Below are 18,763 nucleotides of genomic sequence, written 5' to 3' on the forward strand. Positions count from 1 at the left end.
ACGCGGCAGCAGCTGCGCGCCACCTGAACCGGGGACGGCCGGCCGTCCCCGAGCCACGTTCATCCGCGCGCCCCCCGGCACCGGGCGCCGCGCGCAAGACCCGCCGGTGACCGCGACGGCAATCCGGGAGCCGCCCCCTCCCCCCGCAGCCGCCTCTACTCCCGCATCCGCACGCACCCGCAGCCGGGCAATCACCGGCCACGTAAGCCGCCCACCGCTTCCGCACCACCGCACCACCGCACCACCGCACCACCGCACCACCGCACCACCGCACCACCGCACCACCGCACCGCCGCACCGCCGCACCGGCTCCCGCATCGGCGCCACATGACGCCGCACACGCGAGGCGCCACGCGACACGGCACACGCCACGCGGCACATGTGGTGCCGGGGCCACAGGGGACCGGCCGCCCGCCGGGGGCCCGCCGAGGTCACCGGATGCCCCGTCAGCCTGCACCGCTCACCGGCGCCGTCCACTTCTACCCGGCTGTCTGCCCGGACCGGCTGCCGCGACTCGTTGACGAACGTTTCCCGGCCTGCGGACGATCGTTTTCCGGCCGGGCCGCCGGTTCCTCTGGTGCGTCCTGGGCTCCGGCCAGGTGCCGGACGAGGCGGCGGAGCTGCTCGGCGTACCGGTCCCGGAACTCCGGCGAGCGGGGGTCGAGGCCGTAGGCGTGCCGGGCCAGCTGCGGCAGCGCGATCGGAGTCATGATCATTCCCATGAGCGCCAGCCGAAGGAATCCCGGGTCCAGGTCCTCGGCGATCTCTCCTCGCGTGCGGGCATGTCCCAGCCGGTCCAGGTCGGCGCTGACCGCCGCCGTCTCCTCCGGGAACTGCTGTTCGTCGCCGGACAGTCCGCGCCAGAGGACGAGGCGGATGGGCCGGGGGTCCGCGAGCCCGCGTTCGAAGTACTGGACGGCGATCTCCGCCAGGGAGGCGTTCTCGTCGGCGAACAGGGCCTCGCTCTCCGCCCAGACGCGCAGGAGTTCGCGGTACAGGCCGTCCTTGCCGCCGAAGTAGTAGTTGATCAACTGCTTGTTGACGCCTGCCCGTTCGGCGATGTCCTGCACCCGGGAGCCCGCCGGGCCGTGGGCGGCGAACTCGTCCAGTGCAGCGTCGATCAGCAGTTTCCTGGATCGCTCCGCGTCCCGCTGCCGCTCCTCGGACCTGGGCGCCCGGCCTGGTCGTCCTTCCGGGCGCGGTCCTCGCATTTCTGGATGCCACCGTCGTCAACGTGGCCCTCCGGCGGCTGTCTCTCGACTTCGGCGTCTCCCTCGGCACCCTTCAGTGGGTGGTGACGAGCTATCTGCTGGCCCTGGCCGCGGTGACGCCGGTCTCGGCCTGGCTCGCCAGACGGTTCGGCCACCGGCGGATCTATGCCGCGGCCCTCGGCGTGTTCACCCTGGCTTCGGTGCTCTGCGGACTGGCCCCGAACGTCGAAGCGCTGATCGTCTTCCGCGTCGCGCAGGGCATCGGTGGCGGACTGATGATGCCCGTGGGGCAGACGATCCTGGTGACGGCGGCCGGCCGGCAGGGAGTGGCCCGCGTGATGAGCGCCATCGGCGTGCCGATGTTCCTGACCCCCGTCGTCGGTCCCACCATCGGCGGACTGCTCCTGGACCACGCCGGGTGGCGGTGGATCTTCTGGATCAATGTGCCGATCGGCCTGGCGGCGCTCTGCCTGGCGCTCCGCCTGCTCGGCCGCGACCGAACGGTGCACGCGGGTGCGCTCGATGTTCCCGGGCTGCTCATGGTCTCCACCGGCGTGGTCGGCATCACCTACGGTCTGGCCCGGGCCGGAGACGAGGGCACGCTGCTCGCCTCCGGAGCCCTGCTGCCCCTGGTACCCGGGCTGGCCCTCACCGCCGGTTTCGCCTGGTGGGCGCTGCGCGTGCCGCACCCCCTGCTCGACCTGCGGCTCTACCGGAACATGGTGTTCAGCGCGGCAGCCTTCGTCACCTTCGCCATGGGCGCGGCCATCTTCGGCGGCATGATCCTGATGCCGCTGTACTACCAGCTGGTCCGGCACGAGGACGCGGTCGGCACCGGCATGCTGCTGGCCCCCCAGGGCGTCGGCGCGGCAATCGCGATGTGGCTGTCGGGGCGGCTCTTCGAGCGGATGGGCAGTCTGACCGCGGTCGTGGGCGGCTCCGTCTGCATGGCGGCCACCGTGCCCTTCATGCTCGTTTCCGCCGACAGTTCCTACGGGGCGCTGAGCCTGGCGATGGTGGTCCGCGGCTTCGGCATCGGCATGGCCGGCATGCCTGCCATGACAGCGGCGTTCCGGGCCCTGACCCCGGCGCAGGTCGAGGACGCCACGCCACAGCTCAACATGCTTCAGCGGGTGGGCGGTTCACTGGGCGCGGCGCTGTTCGTCGTCGTGCTTCAGCAGCGCCTCGACGACGCCGGCGGCAGTCCGTCCGGCCAGGCCGACGCGTTCGGCGCCACCTTCGGGTGGGTCCTGGCGGCTACGGCGATCGCCACCCTGCCCGCCGTCCTGATGACGGCCCTGGAACGCCGCGCGGGGGAGGCCCCCGCGCGGGCCGTTCGCACGTAGGTCACGGCCGGGGTCCGCGCACGCCTCTGAGCGCGGGGCCGAAAAGATTGACCGGCAACCGCGAGCCGCGGCCCGGACGGGCGAGGCGATGGCTTACGCGGCGGATGTCACCACTTCGGGTGAACAAACCCTTCTCCCAGAGGGGTTGGGGTAGGTCATCGTACGACGGATGTGTCGTGCCACCGGGAGGTAGTGGCGATGAGCGAGGAACGGGCTGTGGAGGCACAACGGGAGGTCTATGCACCCCCGATGCTCACGGAAGCGGGAAGCTTCTCCGATAAGACACAGGGAGACGACAATCTCGGATTGGCGGAGGGCAACGGCGCCTATTGGTGCGGCGCCTGCGGCTAGCGCTTTGTCGCGGTGAACGCTGCCTGGTAATGCCCTCGGCTGCCGCAATCGGTGGAACGCGTCCGCCTGGGGCAGGCGAACCGGGCCTGGAGCCGGGTCTGCGGTCGTGTGGCCGCAGACCCAGCTGTTCACGGACGGCACTGCCACTCAGGGCGTGGTCTGCGCGGACGTCCCGCGCTCGGCAACGTCCCGGGGTGGCGAGCGGCTTGATGCGTTCACCGGCTTCATGCGTTCTTCGTGACCCTGTACCACGCCGGACCACGCCCCGAGGAAGCCGTGGCCCCGACCGCGGACGACGCGCCGCTGCCGGCGGAAGGCGCCGAGGACCGGCGCTCACTGAGACGGAGTACGACTCACCCCTGGGCAAACGGGTCTACGACCTCCGCCACCCCTGTCTGACCGGATGGCTGAACAACGGCATCCCGCCGGCCCAGGTGGCCGAGTGGGCCGGCAACAGCGTGCCGGTCCTGTTGTCCACCTACGCCCGCTGCCTGTCCGGACAGCGGGAGGACCTCCAGCGCCGCATCGAGGCGGCCCAGGATCTCACCGGGCTGGCCCTCGACGCCGCGGCGCCCTCGCCAAACTTCAACGCCATTTCACCGTGGACACCCGCAGCCCCCCGGTACCAACCGGACATAACCGGCCGCCAGCCAGTGGTGCCGCGCCCCGCGCCGCCGCCGGGAAGCACCCCGCGCCACACCCGCTGACCTGCGGAAACGCTGGGGGGAAAGGTGGCGCCCCCGGCAGGACTCGAACCTGCGGCCAAGTGCTTAGAAGGCACCTGCTCTATCCACTGAGCTACGGGGGCCGGTCATGGTCTGGCGTGGGACGGCGGCCCCTCGGTGACCTCGCCGGGCACAGGATAGGGCTTCGGGGGGTTCGTCCCGGTTGCTTCACGGCAACACCCTCGTGTGGAGATCCAGTGAAGCAGCCCCGATAATCGCAGGCGGGTGCGAGGCGCGCACCGGTTTTGATGCCTCGTTCGTGGCATGTTGCGCAGTTGTTATGCCGCGGGGTGGTGGCGGCTGCCCGGAATGGGGCGCGTTCGGTGGAATATGCTTTGGAAATAGCCTGAAATTGGGCATTCTGCGCATGTGGCGATCATGGACGCACGGCCCGAACTGCTAGACGCGCTGACCGGACTGCGGGAGCGTCTCGCTGCCGCGCGCTTCCCGCTCGAACTGCCGGGCGCCGAACGTGCCCGCCGGTCGCGTGGCGAGTTGCTCGCCCAGCTGGACGGCTATCTGCTGCCCAGATTGCGCCAGCCGGACGCGCCGTTGCTGGCCGTCGTCGGGGGCTCCACCGGGGCGGGGAAGTCGACCCTCGTGAACTCGCTGGTCGGCCGCCGGGTCACCGAGGCGGGAGTGCTGCGGCCCACCACCCGCATTCCCGTGCTGGTCTGTCACCCGGACGACTACCACTGGTTCGCGGGGCGGCGGGTGCTGCCGCAGCTGGGCCGGGTCTGGATGCCCCGTCAGGACGGGGAGCAGCAGCCCGCGCCGCCGCAGGAGGGGCAGCGGACGATGGCCCTGCAGGTCACCCGTTCGCTGCCCGCCGGACTCGCCCTGCTGGACGCCCCCGACGTCGACTCGCTGGTGGAGAGCAACCGGGACCTGGCCGCCGACCTCATCTGCGCCGCCGACATCTGGGTGCTCGTCACCACCGCGGGGCGCTACGCCGACGCGATGGGCTGGAACCTGCTGCGCAGCGCCCGGGAGTACGGGGTCACGCTCGCCACCGTCCTGGACCGGGTGCCGCACCAGATCGCGGCCGAGGTCGCCCGGCACTACGACGCCCTGCTGGAGGAGTCGGGGCTCGCCGACGTTCCGCGCTTCACCGTGCCCGAACTGCCCGAGTCGGCCGGCGGCGGCTCCGGCCTGCTGCCCGCCACCGCCGTGGCCGAACTGCGGCGCTGGCTGGCCCGCCGCGCCCAGGACCCGGTGGCCAGGGCCGAGTGCTCCGCCCGCACCGCCGCCGGCACCATCGCCTCGCTGCGGTCCCGGGTGGCCGCGCTGGCCGGGGCGGGCGCCGCCCAGTACGCCACCGCGGTCCGCCTGGACCAGCGGCTGAAGGAGTCCTACGCCGAGGCGGAGCGCCGGGTGCGGGCCTGCCTGGCCGAGGGCGGGCTGCTGGCGGGTCAGGCCCGCGCCCACTGGCTCGCCTTCCCGGAGGACTCCAGCGCCGAGGAGCTGATCGGCGCCCTCGGGCAGGCGCTGACCTGGCTGCTCGTGGAGCAGGTCGCGGCCGCCGACGAACGCGTCACCGTCGCCTGGCGCGAGGAGCCGGGCGCGCCCGAGGGCGGCCTCGACTCCCCGGCGGAGGTCGGGGAGCGGGTCGGCGTGCTGGTGCGCAGGCTGCGGCGCTGCCTGGAGGAGCTGGCCGAGGAGGTGCGCAACTCCGTGTGGCTCGGCGGCTCTTCGCACAAGGGACGGCCCAGGCCCGCCGAGGAGGCGGAGACCGTCGCCCTGCTGACGGTCGCGCTGCTCGGCGGCAGGGCGGGGAGCGTCGCCCAGCAGACCCTGGCCGGCTCGCTCGGCTCGCGGGCCGCGGCCCGGCTGCGCGAGCAGGGAGGGCGGGAGCTGACCGGCTGCGTCACGCGGGCGCTCACCGCCGAGCGCGAGCGCCGGGGCGCGCCCCTGCACGACCTGGAGATCAGCCCGCACTCCCAGGTGGAGCTGGTCGCCGCCCTGTCCGCCGTGCACGCCAAGCACAGCCTGATCAGCAGCCCAGGAGGAATGCGATGACGGAAAGCGCCACCCTGAGGAACGCCGCCGCCCCCGCCGCGCGGGCCGGGACCGCCGGGTCCACGTCCGCCGCGCAGGCCGGGGGCGCGCCCGCCCCCGGAGCCGCGGCCGGGGCCGAGGACGGCCGCACCGGAGGGGACGCGCTGCGGGCCCGCCTGGAGGCGCTGCGGGAGCTGATCGGCCTCTCCAGGACCCGGCTGGACGAGGAGGCGCTCACCGAGGCGGGGCGCGTGCTCGACGAGGCCGCGGCCAGGGGCAGGCTGCCGCAGACCTACACCGTGGTCGGGATCGCGGGGGCGACGGGCAGCGGCAAGTCGACCCTCTTCAACGCCCTGGCCGGCGCCCAGCTCTCGGAGACCGGGGTGCGCCGCCCGACCAGCGCGACCGCCGTGGCCTGCACCTGGGAGACCACCCGCGACGGCAGCGACAGCCCCGACGGGCTGCTGGAGCGGCTCGGCGTCCCGAGCCGGGGCCGCCGCCGGGCGCACGCCGGCGACCCGGGCCTGCGCGGCCTGATCCTGCTCGACCTGCCCGACCACGACTCGGTGGAGGGCGCCCACCGCGAGCAGGTGGACCGGCTGCTGTCCCTGGTCGACGCCGTCATCTGGGTGGTCGACCCGGAGAAGTACGCCGACGCGCTGCTGCACGAGCGTTACCTGTGCGCCTTCTCCGGGCACGCCGACGTCAGCCTGATCGTGCTCAACCAGCTGGACCGGCTGCCCGCGGACGCGGTGGACGAGGTCCTCGACGACCTGCGGCGGCTGCTGGACGAGCGGGGGGTGGCGCTCGGGGAGCACGGCGAGCCGGGCGCGGGCGTGCTCGCCGTCTCCGCGCTCACCGGGGAGGGCGTGGCCGAACTGCGCCAGTCCGTGGCGGAACTGGTCGCGGCGCGGACCGCGGCGGCCAGGCGGCTGGCGGCCGACGTGGACGGGGTCGCGAGGAAACTGGGGCCGCTGTACGTCGCGGACGGCGCCGAGGCGCCCGCGGGCCTCACCGCCCGGGTCAGGGAGGAGTTCGAGGACCGGCTCGCCGTCGCGGTGGGCGCCCCGGCCGCGGGACAGGCCGCGGAACGCGGCTGGCTGCGCCGCGCGGACCGGGCCTGCGGCACGCCCTGGGCGCAGGCGGCGCGGCGGCTGGCCGCGCGGCAGGCGCAGCGCCGCGGGGAGCCGCCCGCGCTGGCCACCCGCAGGCTGCGGACCGGCGGGCCGCCCCCCGTGTCGCGGCCGGTGGTCGAGCAGGCGGTGCGGCGGCTGGCCGCGGACGCCGCCGAGGGGCTGCCCGAGCCCTGGGCGAAGGCGGTGCGGGAGGCCGCCTGGAGCGGGGCGGCGGCGCTGCCGCGGGCGCTGGAGTCGGCGCTGGCCGAGCAGCCGAGGCAGCGGCTGCCGAGGCCGCGCTGGTGGGCGGCGGCCGGGGTCGGGCAGGCGGTGCTGCTGGCGGCCCAACTCCTCGGCGTGTGCTGGCTGCTGATGGCCGTGCTGGGACAGCCGGTGGTGGACCGCTGGCTGCCGGTGGCGCTGCTGCTCGGCGGCTCGGTGGGCGGCCCGCTGCTCGCTTGGGGCTGCCGGATGGCGGCGCGCGGCCCGGCGCACGCCTGCGGGCAGCAGGAGGAGTGGCGGCTGCGGCGGCTGGCGGCCGACCGCGGGCACACCCACGTACTGGAGCCGGTGGCCGCGGAGATGCTCCGGTACCGGGAGGTGCGCGAGCGGTACGTCATCGCGGCCTCGCCCGAGGGGGCTGCCGAACTGCCCGCCACCGTCCGCTGATTGGCCCGACTCGCCCCATAACGCCCCCGGCGTCCCTTGCCGAAGTCATGTGCGGGATCTCGCTGTTGCCCCCGGTCGCCCGCTGTGGCCCGCGTTGCGTGCCGTTCCGCCGACCTGTCGCACCGCGCGAGGTAACGATTCGACTTCGGAATGTGTAAGTCGGGGTACCGGTGGGGACTTCACCGAACCGCCTCTCTACGATCGCCCATACACACGGGGAAATTGATGAGCGCGCCGCTCTCCGATGCGGCTGCGCCTTGTGATCTCGTGGAGGGGACACACACCATGACTCTTGCGCGCAGGCGGGCCGCTGCCCGCTTTGCGGCCTCCGCCCTGGCGACCGGCCTGTTCACGGCCGGCGCGATAGCCGCCGCCGGCTCGGCCGCGGCGGACGAGAACCCGCAGGCCCCCCACGACGGGGGCGCCCTGGCGACCCTCGGGGGCCTGGACATCGCCGCCGAGGTCGAGTACGTCGCCGGCGGCCACCACGACTCGATCCCCGGCGGCCTGTTCACGATGAACGTGGAGGACGGCGGGACGATCCAGACCTACTGCATCGACTTCAACACCAGCACGGCCGGCAACGCGCACTACAAGGAGACCGGCTGGGACTCCTCGACGCTGGCCGGCAACCCGGACGCCGGCAAGATCCAGTGGATCCTGCAGAACTCCTTCCCCGTGGTCTCCGACCTGGACCAGCTGGCCGAGGAGTCCGGGGCCGGCCACCTGACCGAGAACACGGCCGCCGCCGCCACCCAGGCCGCCATCTGGCACCTGTCCGACGGCATCGAGGCCGAGCCGGCCGACGAGGACGGCGCCAAGCTCACCGAGTGGCTGCTCGACAACGCCCAGGACATCGAGGAGCCCAGCCCCTCCCTGACGCTGTCCCCGAACGCGGTCTCCGGCCAGCCCGGGCAGACCGTCGGCCCGGTCACGGTGAACACCACCGCCGAGTCGGTCACCGTGGTGCCCGACGCGGCCGCCGCCGAGCAGGGCGTGACCCTGGTCGACGCGGACGGCAACGCCATCGGCGAGGACACCCCCGTCGCCAACGGTGACGAGGTGTACTTCAGCGTCCCGGCCGACGCGGCCGACGGCGGCGCCTCGCTGACCGCCACCGCCACCTCCTCCGTCCCGGTCGGCCGCGCCTTCACCGGCGTCGACCAGCAGACCCAGACGATGATCCTGGCCGGTTCCTCCGACGTGTCGGTGAGCTCCACCGCCACCGCCACCTGGGCGAGCGCGGGCCACCCGTCCGTCGCGGTGGACGCCGAGGAGGTCTGCGACGAGGGCGGCGTGAAGGTCACCGCCACCAACAACGGTGACGTGCCCTACACCTTCGAGCTGAACGGCGAGAGCAAGGAGGTCGCCCCGGGCGGCTCCGAGTCGATCGTGGTCCCGGTCGAGCAGGGCCAGGAGTACGACATCACGGTGGCCAACGCCGTCGAGGGCGCCCAGCCGTTCGAGTTCACCGGCGTGCTGGACTGCGGCGCCGACACGGGCACGCCCACCCCGGCCGAGAACCAGCCCTCCACCGACAGCACCGGTGGCTCGGGCGACGACACCGACCTGGCCGAGACCGGTAGCGGCAGCAACCCGGTCATGATCACCGGCATCGCCGTGGCGCTGCTGGTCGTCGGCGGCGCGGGCGTCTTCTTCATCCGCCGCCGGGGCGCGAACGCCGGCGCGGGCGAGTGAGCAGGCCGCGACACGGTTGATCCGGCGCGCTGATCCGGCGCGGGGCCGCGGCTCCGCGCCGGTCACCGGCCGGCGATCCGGGTGACGGGCGGGGACACCCGCCCGTCACCCACCGCGAAGGGGCGGGCCCGAGGGGCCCGCCCCTTCGCGCTGCCCGGGCCGTTACCGGTTTCCGCCCTGGCAGGGACATGCGGCAGGATGGGAACCGCTGCCCCATGACCCTGACTGAGCTGCCGGACGGTTTCTCTTGGCTGAGTACATCTACACCATGCGCAAGGCGCGCAAGGCTCACGGCGACAAGGTGATCCTCGACGACGTCACCCTGAGCTTCCTGCCGGGAGCCAAGATCGGTGTCGTGGGCCCCAACGGCGCGGGCAAGTCCACGGTGCTGAAGATCATGGCCGGGCTTGAGCAGCCCTCCAACGGCGACGCCTTCCTCACCCCCGGATACAGCGTGGGCATCCTGCTCCAGGAGCCGCCGCTCGACGAGTCGAAGACCGTCCTGGAGAACGTCCAGGAGGGCGTGGCCGAGATCAAGGGCAAGCTCGACCGGTTCAACGAGATCGCCGAGCAGATGGCGACCGAGTACACCGACGAGCTGATGGACGAGATGGGCAAGCTCCAGGAGCAGCTCGACCACGCGGGCGCCTGGGACCTGGACGCCCAGCTGGAGCAGGCCATGGACGCCCTCGGCTGCCCGCCGGGCGACTGGCCGGTCACCAACCTCTCCGGCGGCGAGAAGCGCCGCGTCGCCCTGTGCAAGCTGCTGCTCGAAGCGCCCGACCTGCTGCTGCTCGACGAGCCGACCAACCACCTGGACGCCGAGTCCGTCCAGTGGCTGGAGCAGCACCTGTCGCAGTACCAGGGCACCGTCGTCGCCATCACCCACGACCGGTACTTCCTGGACAACGTCGCCGAGTGGATTCTGGAGCTCGACCGCGGCCGGGCCTACGCCTACGAGGGCAACTACTCCAAGTACCTGGAGACCAAGCAGGCCCGCCTGAAGGTGGAGGGCCAAAAGGACGCCAAGCGCGCCAAGCGGCTGAAGGACGAGCTGGAGTGGGTCCGTTCCAACGCCAAGGGCCGCCAGGCCAAGTCCCGTGCCCGCCTGGCCCGTTACGAGGAGATGGCCGCCGAGGCCGAGAAGACGAGGAAGCTGGACTTCGAGGAGATCCAGATCCCGCCCGGCCCCAGGCTGGGCAACATCGTCGTCGAGGTCGACAAGCTGGGCAAGGCGTTCGGCGACAAGGTGCTGGTGGACGGCCTGTCCTTCACGCTGCCGCGCAACGGGATCGTCGGCGTCATCGGCCCCAACGGCGCGGGCAAGACCACGCTGTTCAAGATGATCCTCGGCCTGGAGCCGGCCGACTCCGGCTCGGTCCGGGTGGGCGAGACGGTGAAGATCTCCTACGCCGACCAGACCCGCGCCACCATCGACCCGAAGAAGTCGCTGTGGGAGGTGGTCTCGGACGGCCTGGACCACATCAGCGTCGGCCAGGTCGAGATGCCCTCGCGGGCCTACGTCAGCGCCTTCGGCTTCAAGGGCCCCGACCAGCAGAAGATGGCGGGCGTGCTCTCCGGCGGCGAGCGCAACCGGCTGAACCTGGCCCTGACCCTCAAGCAGGGCGGCAACCTGCTGCTCCTGGACGAGCCGACCAACGACCTGGACGTGGAGACGCTCTCCTCCCTGGAGAACGCGCTGCTGGAGTTCCCCGGCTGCGCCGTGGTCGTCTCCCACGACCGGTGGTTCCTGGACCGGATCGCCACCCACATCCTGGCCTACGAGGGCAACTCGAAGTGGTTCTGGTTCGAGGGCAACTTCGAGTCCTACGAGAAGAACAAGATCGAGCGGCTCGGCCCCGAGGCGGCCCGCCCGCACCGCACCACCCACAAGAAACTGACCCGGGGCTGACCCGTGCGACACGTGTTCCAGTGCCCGCTGCGCTGGTCGGACATGGATGCCTTCGGGCACGTCAACAACGTCGTCTTCCTCAGGTATCTGGAGGAGGCGCGGATCGACTTCATGTTCCGGCTGGCGCGCGAGGCGGCCTCGCCCGGCGCGTTCACCGGGGGCTCGGTCGTGGCCAGGCACGAGATCGACTACCTGCGTCCGCTGGTGCACCGGCACCGGCCGGTCGCCATCGAGATCTGGGTGGCCAAGCTGGGCGGTGCCTCGGCCACCGTGGCCTACGAGGTGCGGGACGAGGAGACCCTCTTCGCCCGCGCCTCCACGGTGATCGTGCCCTACGACCTGGAGAAGGCCCGCCCGCGGCGGCTGACGGAGGAGGAGCGGACCTTCCTGACGCGGTACTGCGACGACGAGGCGGGGAGCGCGTCCGCCGCATGACCGCCGACGCTTCGCCCCGCACCCTGAGCCTGGCCGCGGCCCAGGACGCCGGGGACCTCGCCGCCTTCCTGGCCAGGCAGCTGCGCTGGGACCGGGCGGCGGCGGCCAGGCTCCAGGCCGACGGCGAGGTGGTGGCGGTCTTCACCAGGCCCGCGCGCTTCGAGGTCATCGCCGTGCGGCCCTGCCTGCTGCGCGCCCCGGCCCGGCTGGACGTGACGGTCTCGGCGGGCGAGCTGGCCGAGGCCATCGACGTGGAGCGGGGCGAGTTCACCGTGCCGGGCCAGGTGACGGGGCCGGCCTGGGCCGGGCTGCTGCCCCCGCGCGGCGGCTGGCGGGCCCTGGGCGAGCCGGCCGCGGAGCGGGTGCGGGAGGCGGCGGGCGCGGTGGTGGCCGAGTTCCGCGCGCGCACCGAGGCCCTGGCGGCGGGCGAGCGCACCAGGGCCGCCCTCGACGCCCTCGCCGAGGAGATCTGGTCGCGGACGCTGCCGGGCACGCCGCTGCCGCTGCGCGCCGTGCACGCCGCCCACGCCCTCGGCCTCCTGCGCGCCGCAGGGCCCCTCGCGGTGCTGGCCTGCGGCTCCTGGCTGCGTCTTCGCACGCCGCTGGGCTCGACGGCGGTGCGCCGCGCCGGGCTGCCCGGCCTGAGCGTCACCCCGCGCTGACCCCCGCGGCCGTCGGGGCCGCGCGGCCCGTCGCGGTCCCGGCGGCCGTCAGGGCCCCCGCGGCCGCCGTGGCCTTCGGGGGCCGGTGAGGAAACCGGCACGAGAGAGAAAGGCAGGGAATCCCCATGACCTCAGCCGCTTCCCCGGGTGCCGCCCGGGCGTACGACGTCATCGTCCTGGGCCTGGGGGCGATGGGCAGTGCCGCGGCCGACCGGCTCGCGGCCCGGGGGAGCCGGGTCCTTGGCCTGGAGCGGTTCACCCCCGCGCACGCCCACGGCTCCAGCCACGGCGGCTCGCGCATCGTGCGCCAGTCCTACTTCGAGGGCGCCGGGTACGTGCCGCTGCTGCTGCGTTCCTACGAGCTGTTCGAGCGGCTGGAGCGGGAGACGGGCCGGGAGATCATGCTGCGCTGCGGCGGGCTGATGCTGGGCCGCGAGGACAGCGCGGCCGTGGCCGGCAGCCGCCACTCGGCCGCCGTGTGGGACCTGCCGCACGAGCTGCTGGACGCCGCCGAGATCCGCCGCCGCTTCCCGGCCTTCGCGCCCGGGAAGGACGTGGTGGGGCTGTACGAGGAGCGCGCCGGGCTGGTGCGCCCCGAGGAGACCGTGCGGGCGCAGCTGCAGCTGGCCGCGGCGGCCGGCGCGGAGCTGCGGTTCGGGGAACCCGCCGCGGGCTGGCGGGCGCTGCCGGGCGGCGGGGTCGAGGTGCGGACCGCGGAGGGCAGCTACGCCGCGGACCACCTGGTGATATGCCCGGGCGCCTGGGCCCCCGAGCTGCTGGCCGACCTGGGGCTGCCGCTGCGCGTGGAGCGGCAGCTGATGTTCTGGTTCCAGCCGGCCGGCGGGGTCGGCCCCTACCTGCCCGAGCGGCACCCGATCTACATCTGGGAGGACCCCACGGGCTCGCAGATCTACGGCTTTCCCGCGATCGACGGCCCCGAGGGCGGCGTGAAGGGCGCGTTCTTCCGCAGCGGGGCCGAGTGCACCCCCGACACCATCGACCGCACCGTGTACCCGGAGGAGATCGAGGAGTTCGCCACGTACCTCGGGGCCAGGCTGCCCGGCCTGCCGGGGCGGCTGGTGCGCGCGGCGACCTGCATGTACACCACGACGCCCGACGAGCACTTCGTGATCGCCCCGCACCCGCGGCACCCCGCGGTGACGGTGGCCTGCGGCTTCTCCGGGCACGGCTTCAAGTTCGCCCCCGTGGTGGGCGAGATCCTGGCCGATCTCGCGCTGACCGGCGAAACCGCCCACCCCATCGGCATGTTCCGGCCGGAGCGGCTGACCGGCGCCGCGTAGCCGCCCGGGCCCGCGCCCCGGGCCGGTCCCCGGGTGCGGGCCCGGGCGCGGCTCCCCGGTGCCGGCCGCGCCCCGGGGAGCCTGCGGCGCTTTCCGGGGCGTCTGCGACCATGGGGGAGTGACCGAGGAGCAGTCGTTCTACGCGCAGGTCGGCGGCGAGGAGACCTTCACCAAGCTCGTCCGCGTCTTCTACGAGGGCGTTGCCCAGGACCCGGTGCTGCGGCCGCTGTACCCGGAGGAGGACCTGGGCCCGGCCGAGGAGCGGCTGCGGCTCTTCCTGATGCAGTACTGGGGCGGGCCGCGCACCTACGGCGACACCCGCGGGCACCCGCGGCTGCGGATGCGGCACGCGCCCTTCCGCGTGGACCGGGCCGCGCACGACGCCTGGCTGCGGCACATGCGGCACGCGGTGGACGCGCTGGGGCTCGACCCCGAGCACGAGCGGCAGCTGTGGGACTACCTGGTCTACGCGGCCGCCTCGATGGTCAACACCCCCGGCTGACCGGCCGGCTCACCCCCCCGGGGCGGCGGCGAGGGCCGCGCGCCCCGGCTTTCACGCCGGCGAGGGCCGCGCGCCTCCGGACAAGCCGCGGCCCCGGGGGGAGTTCCCCGGGGCCGGCGCGGTGGGCGTGCGCCCTGCGGGCGTTACGCGTCGTCCCAGCGGAAGAGGCGGGAGGCGAGCGCGGTCAGCACGGCGGCGAACAGCAGCAGCCCGCCGAGCGTCGGCAGCGCGGCGCCCCAGCCCTGCCCGCGGCTCAGCACGTCCTGCAGGGCCTGCGTCAGGTGCTTGAGCGGCAGGATGTTGGAGAGGGTCCGCAGCCAGGAGGGCATCGCGTCGTTCGGGAAGAAGGAGCCGGAGACGAAGGCCATCGGCAGGATGACCAGCTGGAGCGCGCCGTTGGCGGCCTCCTCCGTCTTCGCCCAGGCGCCTATCAGCAGGCCGATCGACATGAAGGCCAGCGTCCCGGTGGCCACCAGCGGCAGCGCGAGCCACCAGTAGCCGGTCAGGTGCAGGCCGTAGAAGGGGATGCAGGCCACGCCCACGAAGATGGCGACCTGGAGGAAGGCGATCGCCAGGCTCACCCCGACCCGCGCCCCGATCACCGTGCCGGGGCTGACGGGCGCCAGCCACAGCCGCCTGAGGATGCGCTTCTTGCGCCAGTTGACGAGCGTGAAGGCCGACATGTACGCCGCGCCCTGGGCGATCGCCCAGCCGAGCAGGCCGGGGGTCAGGTACTGGATCGGCTTGACGGACTTGTCCTCGACCTGGTCGGTGGCCAGTTCGAAGGCGGGTGGCTGCCCCGTGGCGGCGACGTTGGCGCTCTGCACGATGGACTGCATCAGGCCCTGCACGGTGCCCGCGGTCGTCGCGTCTGCGGCCGAGTACCGCATCTCGATGCGGCCGTCCTCCTCCCAGACCGCCGCGTCCGCGTCGCCCTGCCGCACGTCCTCCAGGGCTGCCTCGCGGTCGGCGGACTTCACCAGCGTGAGCACGTCGGACAGCGCCGCCAGCTCCTCGTCCGGCATGTCGTCGAGCACCGCGACGTCGCCGACCTGGACCCAGGTGGACTTGGTCAGCGAGTCGCTCTGGAACAGGGCTCCGAAGAGGGCGAGGAACAACAGGGGGAAGAGCAGCGTGAAGAAGACCGCCGTGCGGTCCCGCAGCAGGCCGAGCGTCATCGCCCGGGAGAGAGAGCGGAAGGCGGTCACTCGCGGTACTCCCGTCCGGTCAGCTGGAGGAAGACGTCCTCCAGGTTGTGCACGCCGAGTTCCGCCACGAGGTCCGCGGGCCGGCCGACCCGCAGGATGCGCCCGGCGTCCATGATGGCCACCCGGTCGCAGAGGGTCTCCGCCTCGTCCAGGTAGTGGGTGGTGAGCACGACCGTGCGGCCCGCGGAGTTGATCTGCCGCAGCAGGTCCCACAGGTTGCGCCTGGCCTGTGGGTCGAGGCCGGTCGTCGGCTCGTCGAGGAAGAGCAGTTCCGGGTCGTGGACCAGGGCGCAGGCGATGGAGAGGCGCTGGGCCTGGCCGCCGGACAGTTTGTTGTCGCGAACATCGCGCTTCTCGGCCAGGCCGACGCTCTCCAGCATCGCGTCCGCCCGCTCGGTGCCGACGCCGTACAGCGCGGCGAAGGTGTGTATCTGCTCGCGCGCGGTGAGCTTGTCGAAGAACGCCGAGGCCTGGAGCTGCACGCCTATGCGGCGCAGCAGCGCCGGGTCGCGCGGCCAGGAGGGCTGCCCGAGCAGCCTGGCGCTGCCCTCGTCCGGCTCGCGCAGGCCCTCGATCATCTCCATGGTGGTCGTCTTGCCCGCGCCGTTCGGTCCGAGGATGCCGTAGAACTCGCCACGGCGGACCTCGAACGTCACCCCGTCCACGGCCTGCACATCCCCGTACCGCTTGCGCAGTCCCTCGACCGCGATAGCGGCTGTGTCGTCTGTCACGCGTGCGATAGTAGTCGCACCTGGGAACTCAGTTTCGATACAGGGTCAGGGTCGTCCACGCCCCGATGTGCACCCGGTCCCCCTCCCGCAGCGGCACTGGGACGAACGGCTGGATCGGGTCCTCGGCCATGTTGACCGTGGTGCCGTTCGTCGAGTCCTGGTCGATCACCGCCCAGGAGGCGTCGGGCTGCTGGACCAGGATGGCGTGCTGGTGCGAGACGCCCGGGTCCTCGGGCGGGCGCGAGAGGTCGATGTCGGGCGACTCCCCGGTGGACTGGCGGCGGCGGCCGATGGTCACCTGCGGCCCGTTCAGCGGGAGTTGCTGCTCCGGGGCGTAGGCGGGCAGCTGGAGCTGGGCCGCCTCGGGGCCCGAGCGCCGCATCATTGCCTGGAAGTACTCCGGGTCGGGGCCGATGGTCACCACCCAGCTCCCGGTGCCCCCGGGCTGCGGGGGGCCGCCGGCGTTCGGATGCCCCTGGGCCCCGGGGTGACCCGGGCCAGGCTGGCCGGGGTACGGCGGCGGCGCGGGCTGCCGGCCCTGCGGGGGCAGCGGGCCGCCGGGCGGCGGCAGCACCCAGTCGCCGGTCGGCTGCGGCGGCGCGGGCGCCTGCGGCCGGCCGTACATGGGCTGGTCCATGCCGGGCGGCGGGCCCTGCTGCTGCGGGGCGGGCGGCAGGTACGTCGTAGGGGAGTTCGTCAGGAAGTTGAACCTGCACTCCTCGCAGAACGGGGCCTGCCCCTCGCGCGGCGTGCGGCACTGCGGGCACAGCTGCGGCGGGCCGCCCATCGGGCCCCCCATCGGCCCGCCGCCCGGTCCCACCGGGGGGATCTGCGCGGTCGCGGGACCCGGCTCGGGGAAGCCGGGCGGGCCGGGGTGGCCCGGGTAGCCGCCGGACTGCTGCGGCCCGGGGAACGCCTGCGTCGGGGCGCCCGGGCCCTGGTAGCCCACCGGGGCCGGGGGCTCGGCGTCCGCCGAGCCGGGGTAGGGCGGCGGGGACCAGCCGCCGGCCGCGGGCGGCTGCGGGGCGCCCGGCTGGCCGGGGAAGCCCTGCGGGGGCGGCGGAGGCGGAGGGGCGACGGCGGGGGAGAGCATGCGGTGGCCGCACACCTCGCACCACTCGTCGGCCACCGACTGGTGGCCGTTCGGGCATGTCGGCATGTGACTGCCTCCCCTTACGTCACGTCGTCACTCGTTCGCTCGACTTCCGATTCTGCTGATGGTGGTGCCGGGCGTGGGGTGTTGTCCAGGGCTGTGTGCCCGGGGTCACTCCGGGGGCGGCCCGGGGCGGGGCCTGGGCGCCGCCCTCTCCGGCCGGCTCTCCCGGGACGTCCCGCCGGCCCGGCGGGCGCCGCACCTCGGCCGCCTGCCGTCCGCCCGGTCCTTCTCCGGCCCCTCTTCTGCGGTGTTTCCGCGGCCGTTGGGGGTCGTCGGCGGTCTTCGGCGGTCTCCGGCGGCCGTCCGGTGGCGCCGGCGGAACAGTACCCGCGGCGGGCCCTCTCGCGTCCCCGCCTGTCCCGGGGCGCCCGGCCCCGGGCGCCGGCCCGCCGGGAGGAGTCAGGGAAACGCGAGGGAAACGCCTGGGAAATGCGCGGGCGGCGGGCGCGACGCCTCGCGGTCACATGCTCGAAACCCGCCTCCCACCCTACGTGCGGACGCGCCCACGCTCCGTGGCAACCGTCCACGCAGCGTCAGCCCTTCACTGCTTGGCGCGAGCAAATCGCTCGCCTGAGGCCCCCCGCTCTGCTCACACGAGCAAAAAAACCAGCATCCGTTGTCTCCGGCGCGTTTCCGGCCCTATCGTCCTCGCCCAGAACGACCTCAGGAGGCCATATGCAGGCGAAGCGCGTCTTCAGCGCATGTGTCGTGATATCGAGCCTTATGGCGCTGGCCGCCTGCTCGGTGTCCACCACCCCGGGCGGTGACGGAAACAAGGACAACGCGGACAACGACGGACCCGTGTCCATCGGATTCAGCCTCGCGACCCAGCAGTCGCCCTTCTACGTCCAGCTGCGCGACGGCACCGAGCAGGCGGCCGAGGAGGCCGGGGCCGAGCTGTCCTTTGCCGACGCGGACGGGGACGTCGCCAAGCAGAACAACGACATCCAGGACCTCATCACCCGCGGCGTCGACATCCTGCTCGTCAACCCGGTGGACCCGCAGGGCGTCAGGGCCGGGCTCGCCGCCGCCGAGGCGGCGGGGGTCGAGGTCGTCACCGTGGACCGGCCGGTGCCGGACGGGGCGACTGCCCAAGTGGGCCGCGACAACGAGGAGATGGGCCGGCTCGTCGGCGAGCGGGTGGCCGGGGAGCTCGGCGCGGACGGCGGCAAGATCATCGAGATCCGCGGCGACGCGGGCGGTGCGGTGGCGCGCGACAGGGGCGCGGGATTCCACGAGGCGCTCCAGGATGCGCCGGGCGTCGAGATCGTCGAGGGCCCCTACTGCAACTACATCCGCTCCGAGGCGGTCACCGCCATGCAGGACCTGATCCAGACCAACCCGGATGTGAAGGTCGTCTTCGCCCAGAACGACGACATGGCGCTCGGCGCCCTCCAGGTGCTGCGGGAGAACGGCCGCGACGACGTGCTGGTGGCCGGCATCGACGGGCTGATGGAGGCCGTCAACGCGATCGACGGCGGCGACCAGTACCTGGCCACCGCCCTCAACGACCCCATCGTGCTGGCCCAGAAGGCCGTCGACACCGCGGTGGCCCTCGGCCACGGCGAGGACGTCGAGGCGGAGATCGACGCCGGCACGGCGCTGGTCGACGACGAGAACTCGGCCGACCTCGTGGGCGACACCGTCTTCGCCTCGGGCGCCACCGAGTAACCAGCCGCGCAGCTCCCGCACACGTCCCCGGGCCCGCCCCACCGGGCCACGGGCCACGGACCACGAAAGGAA

At 73.6% G+C, this 18,763-nt stretch carries 15 protein-coding genes and 1 tRNA gene; 11 read left to right on the forward strand and 5 right to left on the reverse strand.

Going from position 1 to position 18,763, the window contains the following annotated elements; all coding sequences use genetic code 11:
* Positions 1-479: 479 nt before the first annotated feature.
* On the reverse strand, positions 480-1,211 hold the full coding sequence (locus tag D7294_RS27030) for a TetR/AcrR family transcriptional regulator (RefSeq protein WP_120684362.1): 732 nt from the start codon (positions 1,209-1,211) through the stop codon (positions 480-482).
* Positions 1,212-1,234: 23 nt separating this feature from the next.
* Between D7294_RS27030 and D7294_RS27035 the strand changes: the two genes are divergently transcribed.
* Positions 1,235-2,557 carry a DHA2 family efflux MFS transporter permease subunit gene (locus tag D7294_RS27035; RefSeq protein ID WP_241562655.1) on the forward strand — a complete coding sequence of 441 codons (1,323 nt, stop codon included), beginning with the start codon at positions 1,235-1,237 and terminating at the stop codon, positions 2,555-2,557.
* Between the two features lie 198 nt (positions 2,558-2,755).
* Entirely contained in the window at positions 2,756-2,908 is a 153-nt protein-coding gene (locus tag D7294_RS34050; RefSeq protein ID WP_147450918.1) for a lasso RiPP family leader peptide-containing protein, read from the forward strand.
* Between the two features lie 732 nt (positions 2,909-3,640).
* Here the strand turns inward: D7294_RS34050 and D7294_RS27050 are convergent.
* Positions 3,641-3,716, reverse strand: a tRNA-Arg gene (locus D7294_RS27050).
* Between the two features lie 295 nt (positions 3,717-4,011).
* Here D7294_RS27050 and D7294_RS27055 point away from each other — a divergent pair.
* The 8 genes from D7294_RS27055 to D7294_RS27090 all read left to right on the forward strand — a co-directional run bounded on the left by D7294_RS27055 (position 4,012) and on the right by D7294_RS27090 (position 13,925).
* Positions 4,012-5,652, forward strand: a complete 1,641-nt coding sequence (locus D7294_RS27055; RefSeq protein WP_120684480.1) for a dynamin family protein — start codon at positions 4,012-4,014, stop codon at positions 5,650-5,652.
* Positions 5,649-7,415, forward strand: a complete 1,767-nt coding sequence (locus D7294_RS27060) for a GTPase (RefSeq protein WP_120684366.1) — start codon at positions 5,649-5,651, stop codon at positions 7,413-7,415. Before D7294_RS27055 ends, D7294_RS27060 begins: the two co-directional genes overlap by 4 nt.
* A gap of 285 nt (positions 7,416-7,700) precedes the next feature.
* Entirely contained in the window at positions 7,701-9,113 is a 1,413-nt protein-coding gene (locus tag D7294_RS27065) for a thioester domain-containing protein (protein ID WP_120684368.1), read from the forward strand.
* Positions 9,114-9,360: 247 nt separating this feature from the next.
* Complete coding sequence (gene ettA, locus D7294_RS27070) at positions 9,361-11,025, forward strand: energy-dependent translational throttle protein EttA (protein ID WP_120684370.1); 1,665 nt, start codon at positions 9,361-9,363, stop codon at positions 11,023-11,025.
* A gap of 3 nt (positions 11,026-11,028) precedes the next feature.
* A complete protein-coding gene (locus D7294_RS27075; protein WP_120684372.1) occupies positions 11,029-11,460 on the forward strand; it encodes an acyl-CoA thioesterase in 432 nt (143 codons plus the stop codon).
* Positions 11,457-12,122 carry a DUF8010 domain-containing protein gene (locus tag D7294_RS27080; RefSeq protein WP_120684374.1) on the forward strand — a complete coding sequence of 222 codons (666 nt, stop codon included), beginning with the start codon at positions 11,457-11,459 and terminating at the stop codon, positions 12,120-12,122. The genes D7294_RS27075 and D7294_RS27080 overlap by 4 nt, the downstream gene beginning before the upstream one ends.
* A 125-nt stretch (positions 12,123-12,247) precedes the next feature.
* On the forward strand, positions 12,248-13,423 hold the full coding sequence (gene solA / locus D7294_RS27085) for an N-methyl-L-tryptophan oxidase (RefSeq protein ID WP_120684376.1): 1,176 nt from the start codon (positions 12,248-12,250) through the stop codon (positions 13,421-13,423).
* Positions 13,424-13,541: 118 nt separating this feature from the next.
* Positions 13,542-13,925: a globin gene (locus D7294_RS27090; protein WP_120684378.1), complete on the forward strand. Its 384-nt coding sequence runs from the start codon at positions 13,542-13,544 to the stop codon at positions 13,923-13,925.
* Between the two features lie 143 nt (positions 13,926-14,068).
* Here D7294_RS27090 and D7294_RS27095 read toward each other — a convergent pair whose 3' ends face one another.
* The 3 genes from D7294_RS27095 to D7294_RS27105 are packed head-to-tail and all read right to left on the reverse strand — an operon-like array spanning position 14,069 to position 17,023.
* On the reverse strand, positions 14,069-15,133 hold the full coding sequence (locus D7294_RS27095; protein WP_120684380.1) for an ABC transporter permease: 1,065 nt from the start codon (positions 15,131-15,133) through the stop codon (positions 14,069-14,071).
* Positions 15,130-15,864 (reverse strand): ABC transporter ATP-binding protein, encoded by a 735-nt coding sequence (locus D7294_RS27100; RefSeq protein ID WP_120684382.1) that lies wholly within the window; start codon positions 15,862-15,864, stop codon positions 15,130-15,132. The genes D7294_RS27095 and D7294_RS27100 overlap by 4 nt, the downstream gene beginning before the upstream one ends.
* 28 nt (positions 15,865-15,892) lie before the next feature.
* On the reverse strand, positions 15,893-17,023 hold the full coding sequence (locus tag D7294_RS27105) for an FHA domain-containing protein (RefSeq protein WP_120684384.1): 1,131 nt from the start codon (positions 17,021-17,023) through the stop codon (positions 15,893-15,895).
* A gap of 705 nt (positions 17,024-17,728) precedes the next feature.
* On the opposite strand from D7294_RS27105, the gene D7294_RS27110 reads away from it, so the two are divergent.
* Entirely contained in the window at positions 17,729-18,691 is a 963-nt protein-coding gene (locus tag D7294_RS27110) for a substrate-binding domain-containing protein (RefSeq protein ID WP_241562656.1), read from the forward strand.
* Positions 18,692-18,763: the final 72 nt, after the last annotated feature.

This window comes from Streptomyces hoynatensis (genome assembly GCF_003626535.1).
Lineage (GTDB): Bacteria > Actinomycetota > Actinomycetes > Streptomycetales > Streptomycetaceae > Streptomyces > Streptomyces hoynatensis.

What these genes read in the sequence shown, in the direction of transcription:
- D7294_RS27030 (WP_120684362.1), bottom strand. Translation starts at nt 1,211, where the DNA reads ATGCGAGGACCGCGCCCGGAAGGACGACCAGGCCGGGCGCCCAGGTCC.
- D7294_RS34050 (WP_147450918.1), top strand. Translation starts at nt 2,756, where the DNA reads ATGAGCGAGGAACGGGCTGTGGAGGCACAACGGGAGGTCTATGCACCC.
- D7294_RS27055 (WP_120684480.1), top strand. Translation starts at nt 4,012, where the DNA reads ATGGACGCACGGCCCGAACTGCTAGACGCGCTGACCGGACTGCGGGAG.
- D7294_RS27060 (WP_120684366.1), top strand. Translation starts at nt 5,649, where the DNA reads ATGACGGAAAGCGCCACCCTGAGGAACGCCGCCGCCCCCGCCGCGCGG.
- D7294_RS27065 (WP_120684368.1), top strand. Translation starts at nt 7,701, where the DNA reads ATGACTCTTGCGCGCAGGCGGGCCGCTGCCCGCTTTGCGGCCTCCGCC.
- D7294_RS27080 (WP_120684374.1), top strand. Translation starts at nt 11,457, where the DNA reads ATGACCGCCGACGCTTCGCCCCGCACCCTGAGCCTGGCCGCGGCCCAG.
- solA (WP_120684376.1), top strand. Translation starts at nt 12,248, where the DNA reads ATGACCTCAGCCGCTTCCCCGGGTGCCGCCCGGGCGTACGACGTCATC.
- D7294_RS27105 (WP_120684384.1), bottom strand. Translation starts at nt 17,023, where the DNA reads ATGCCGACATGCCCGAACGGCCACCAGTCGGTGGCCGACGAGTGGTGC.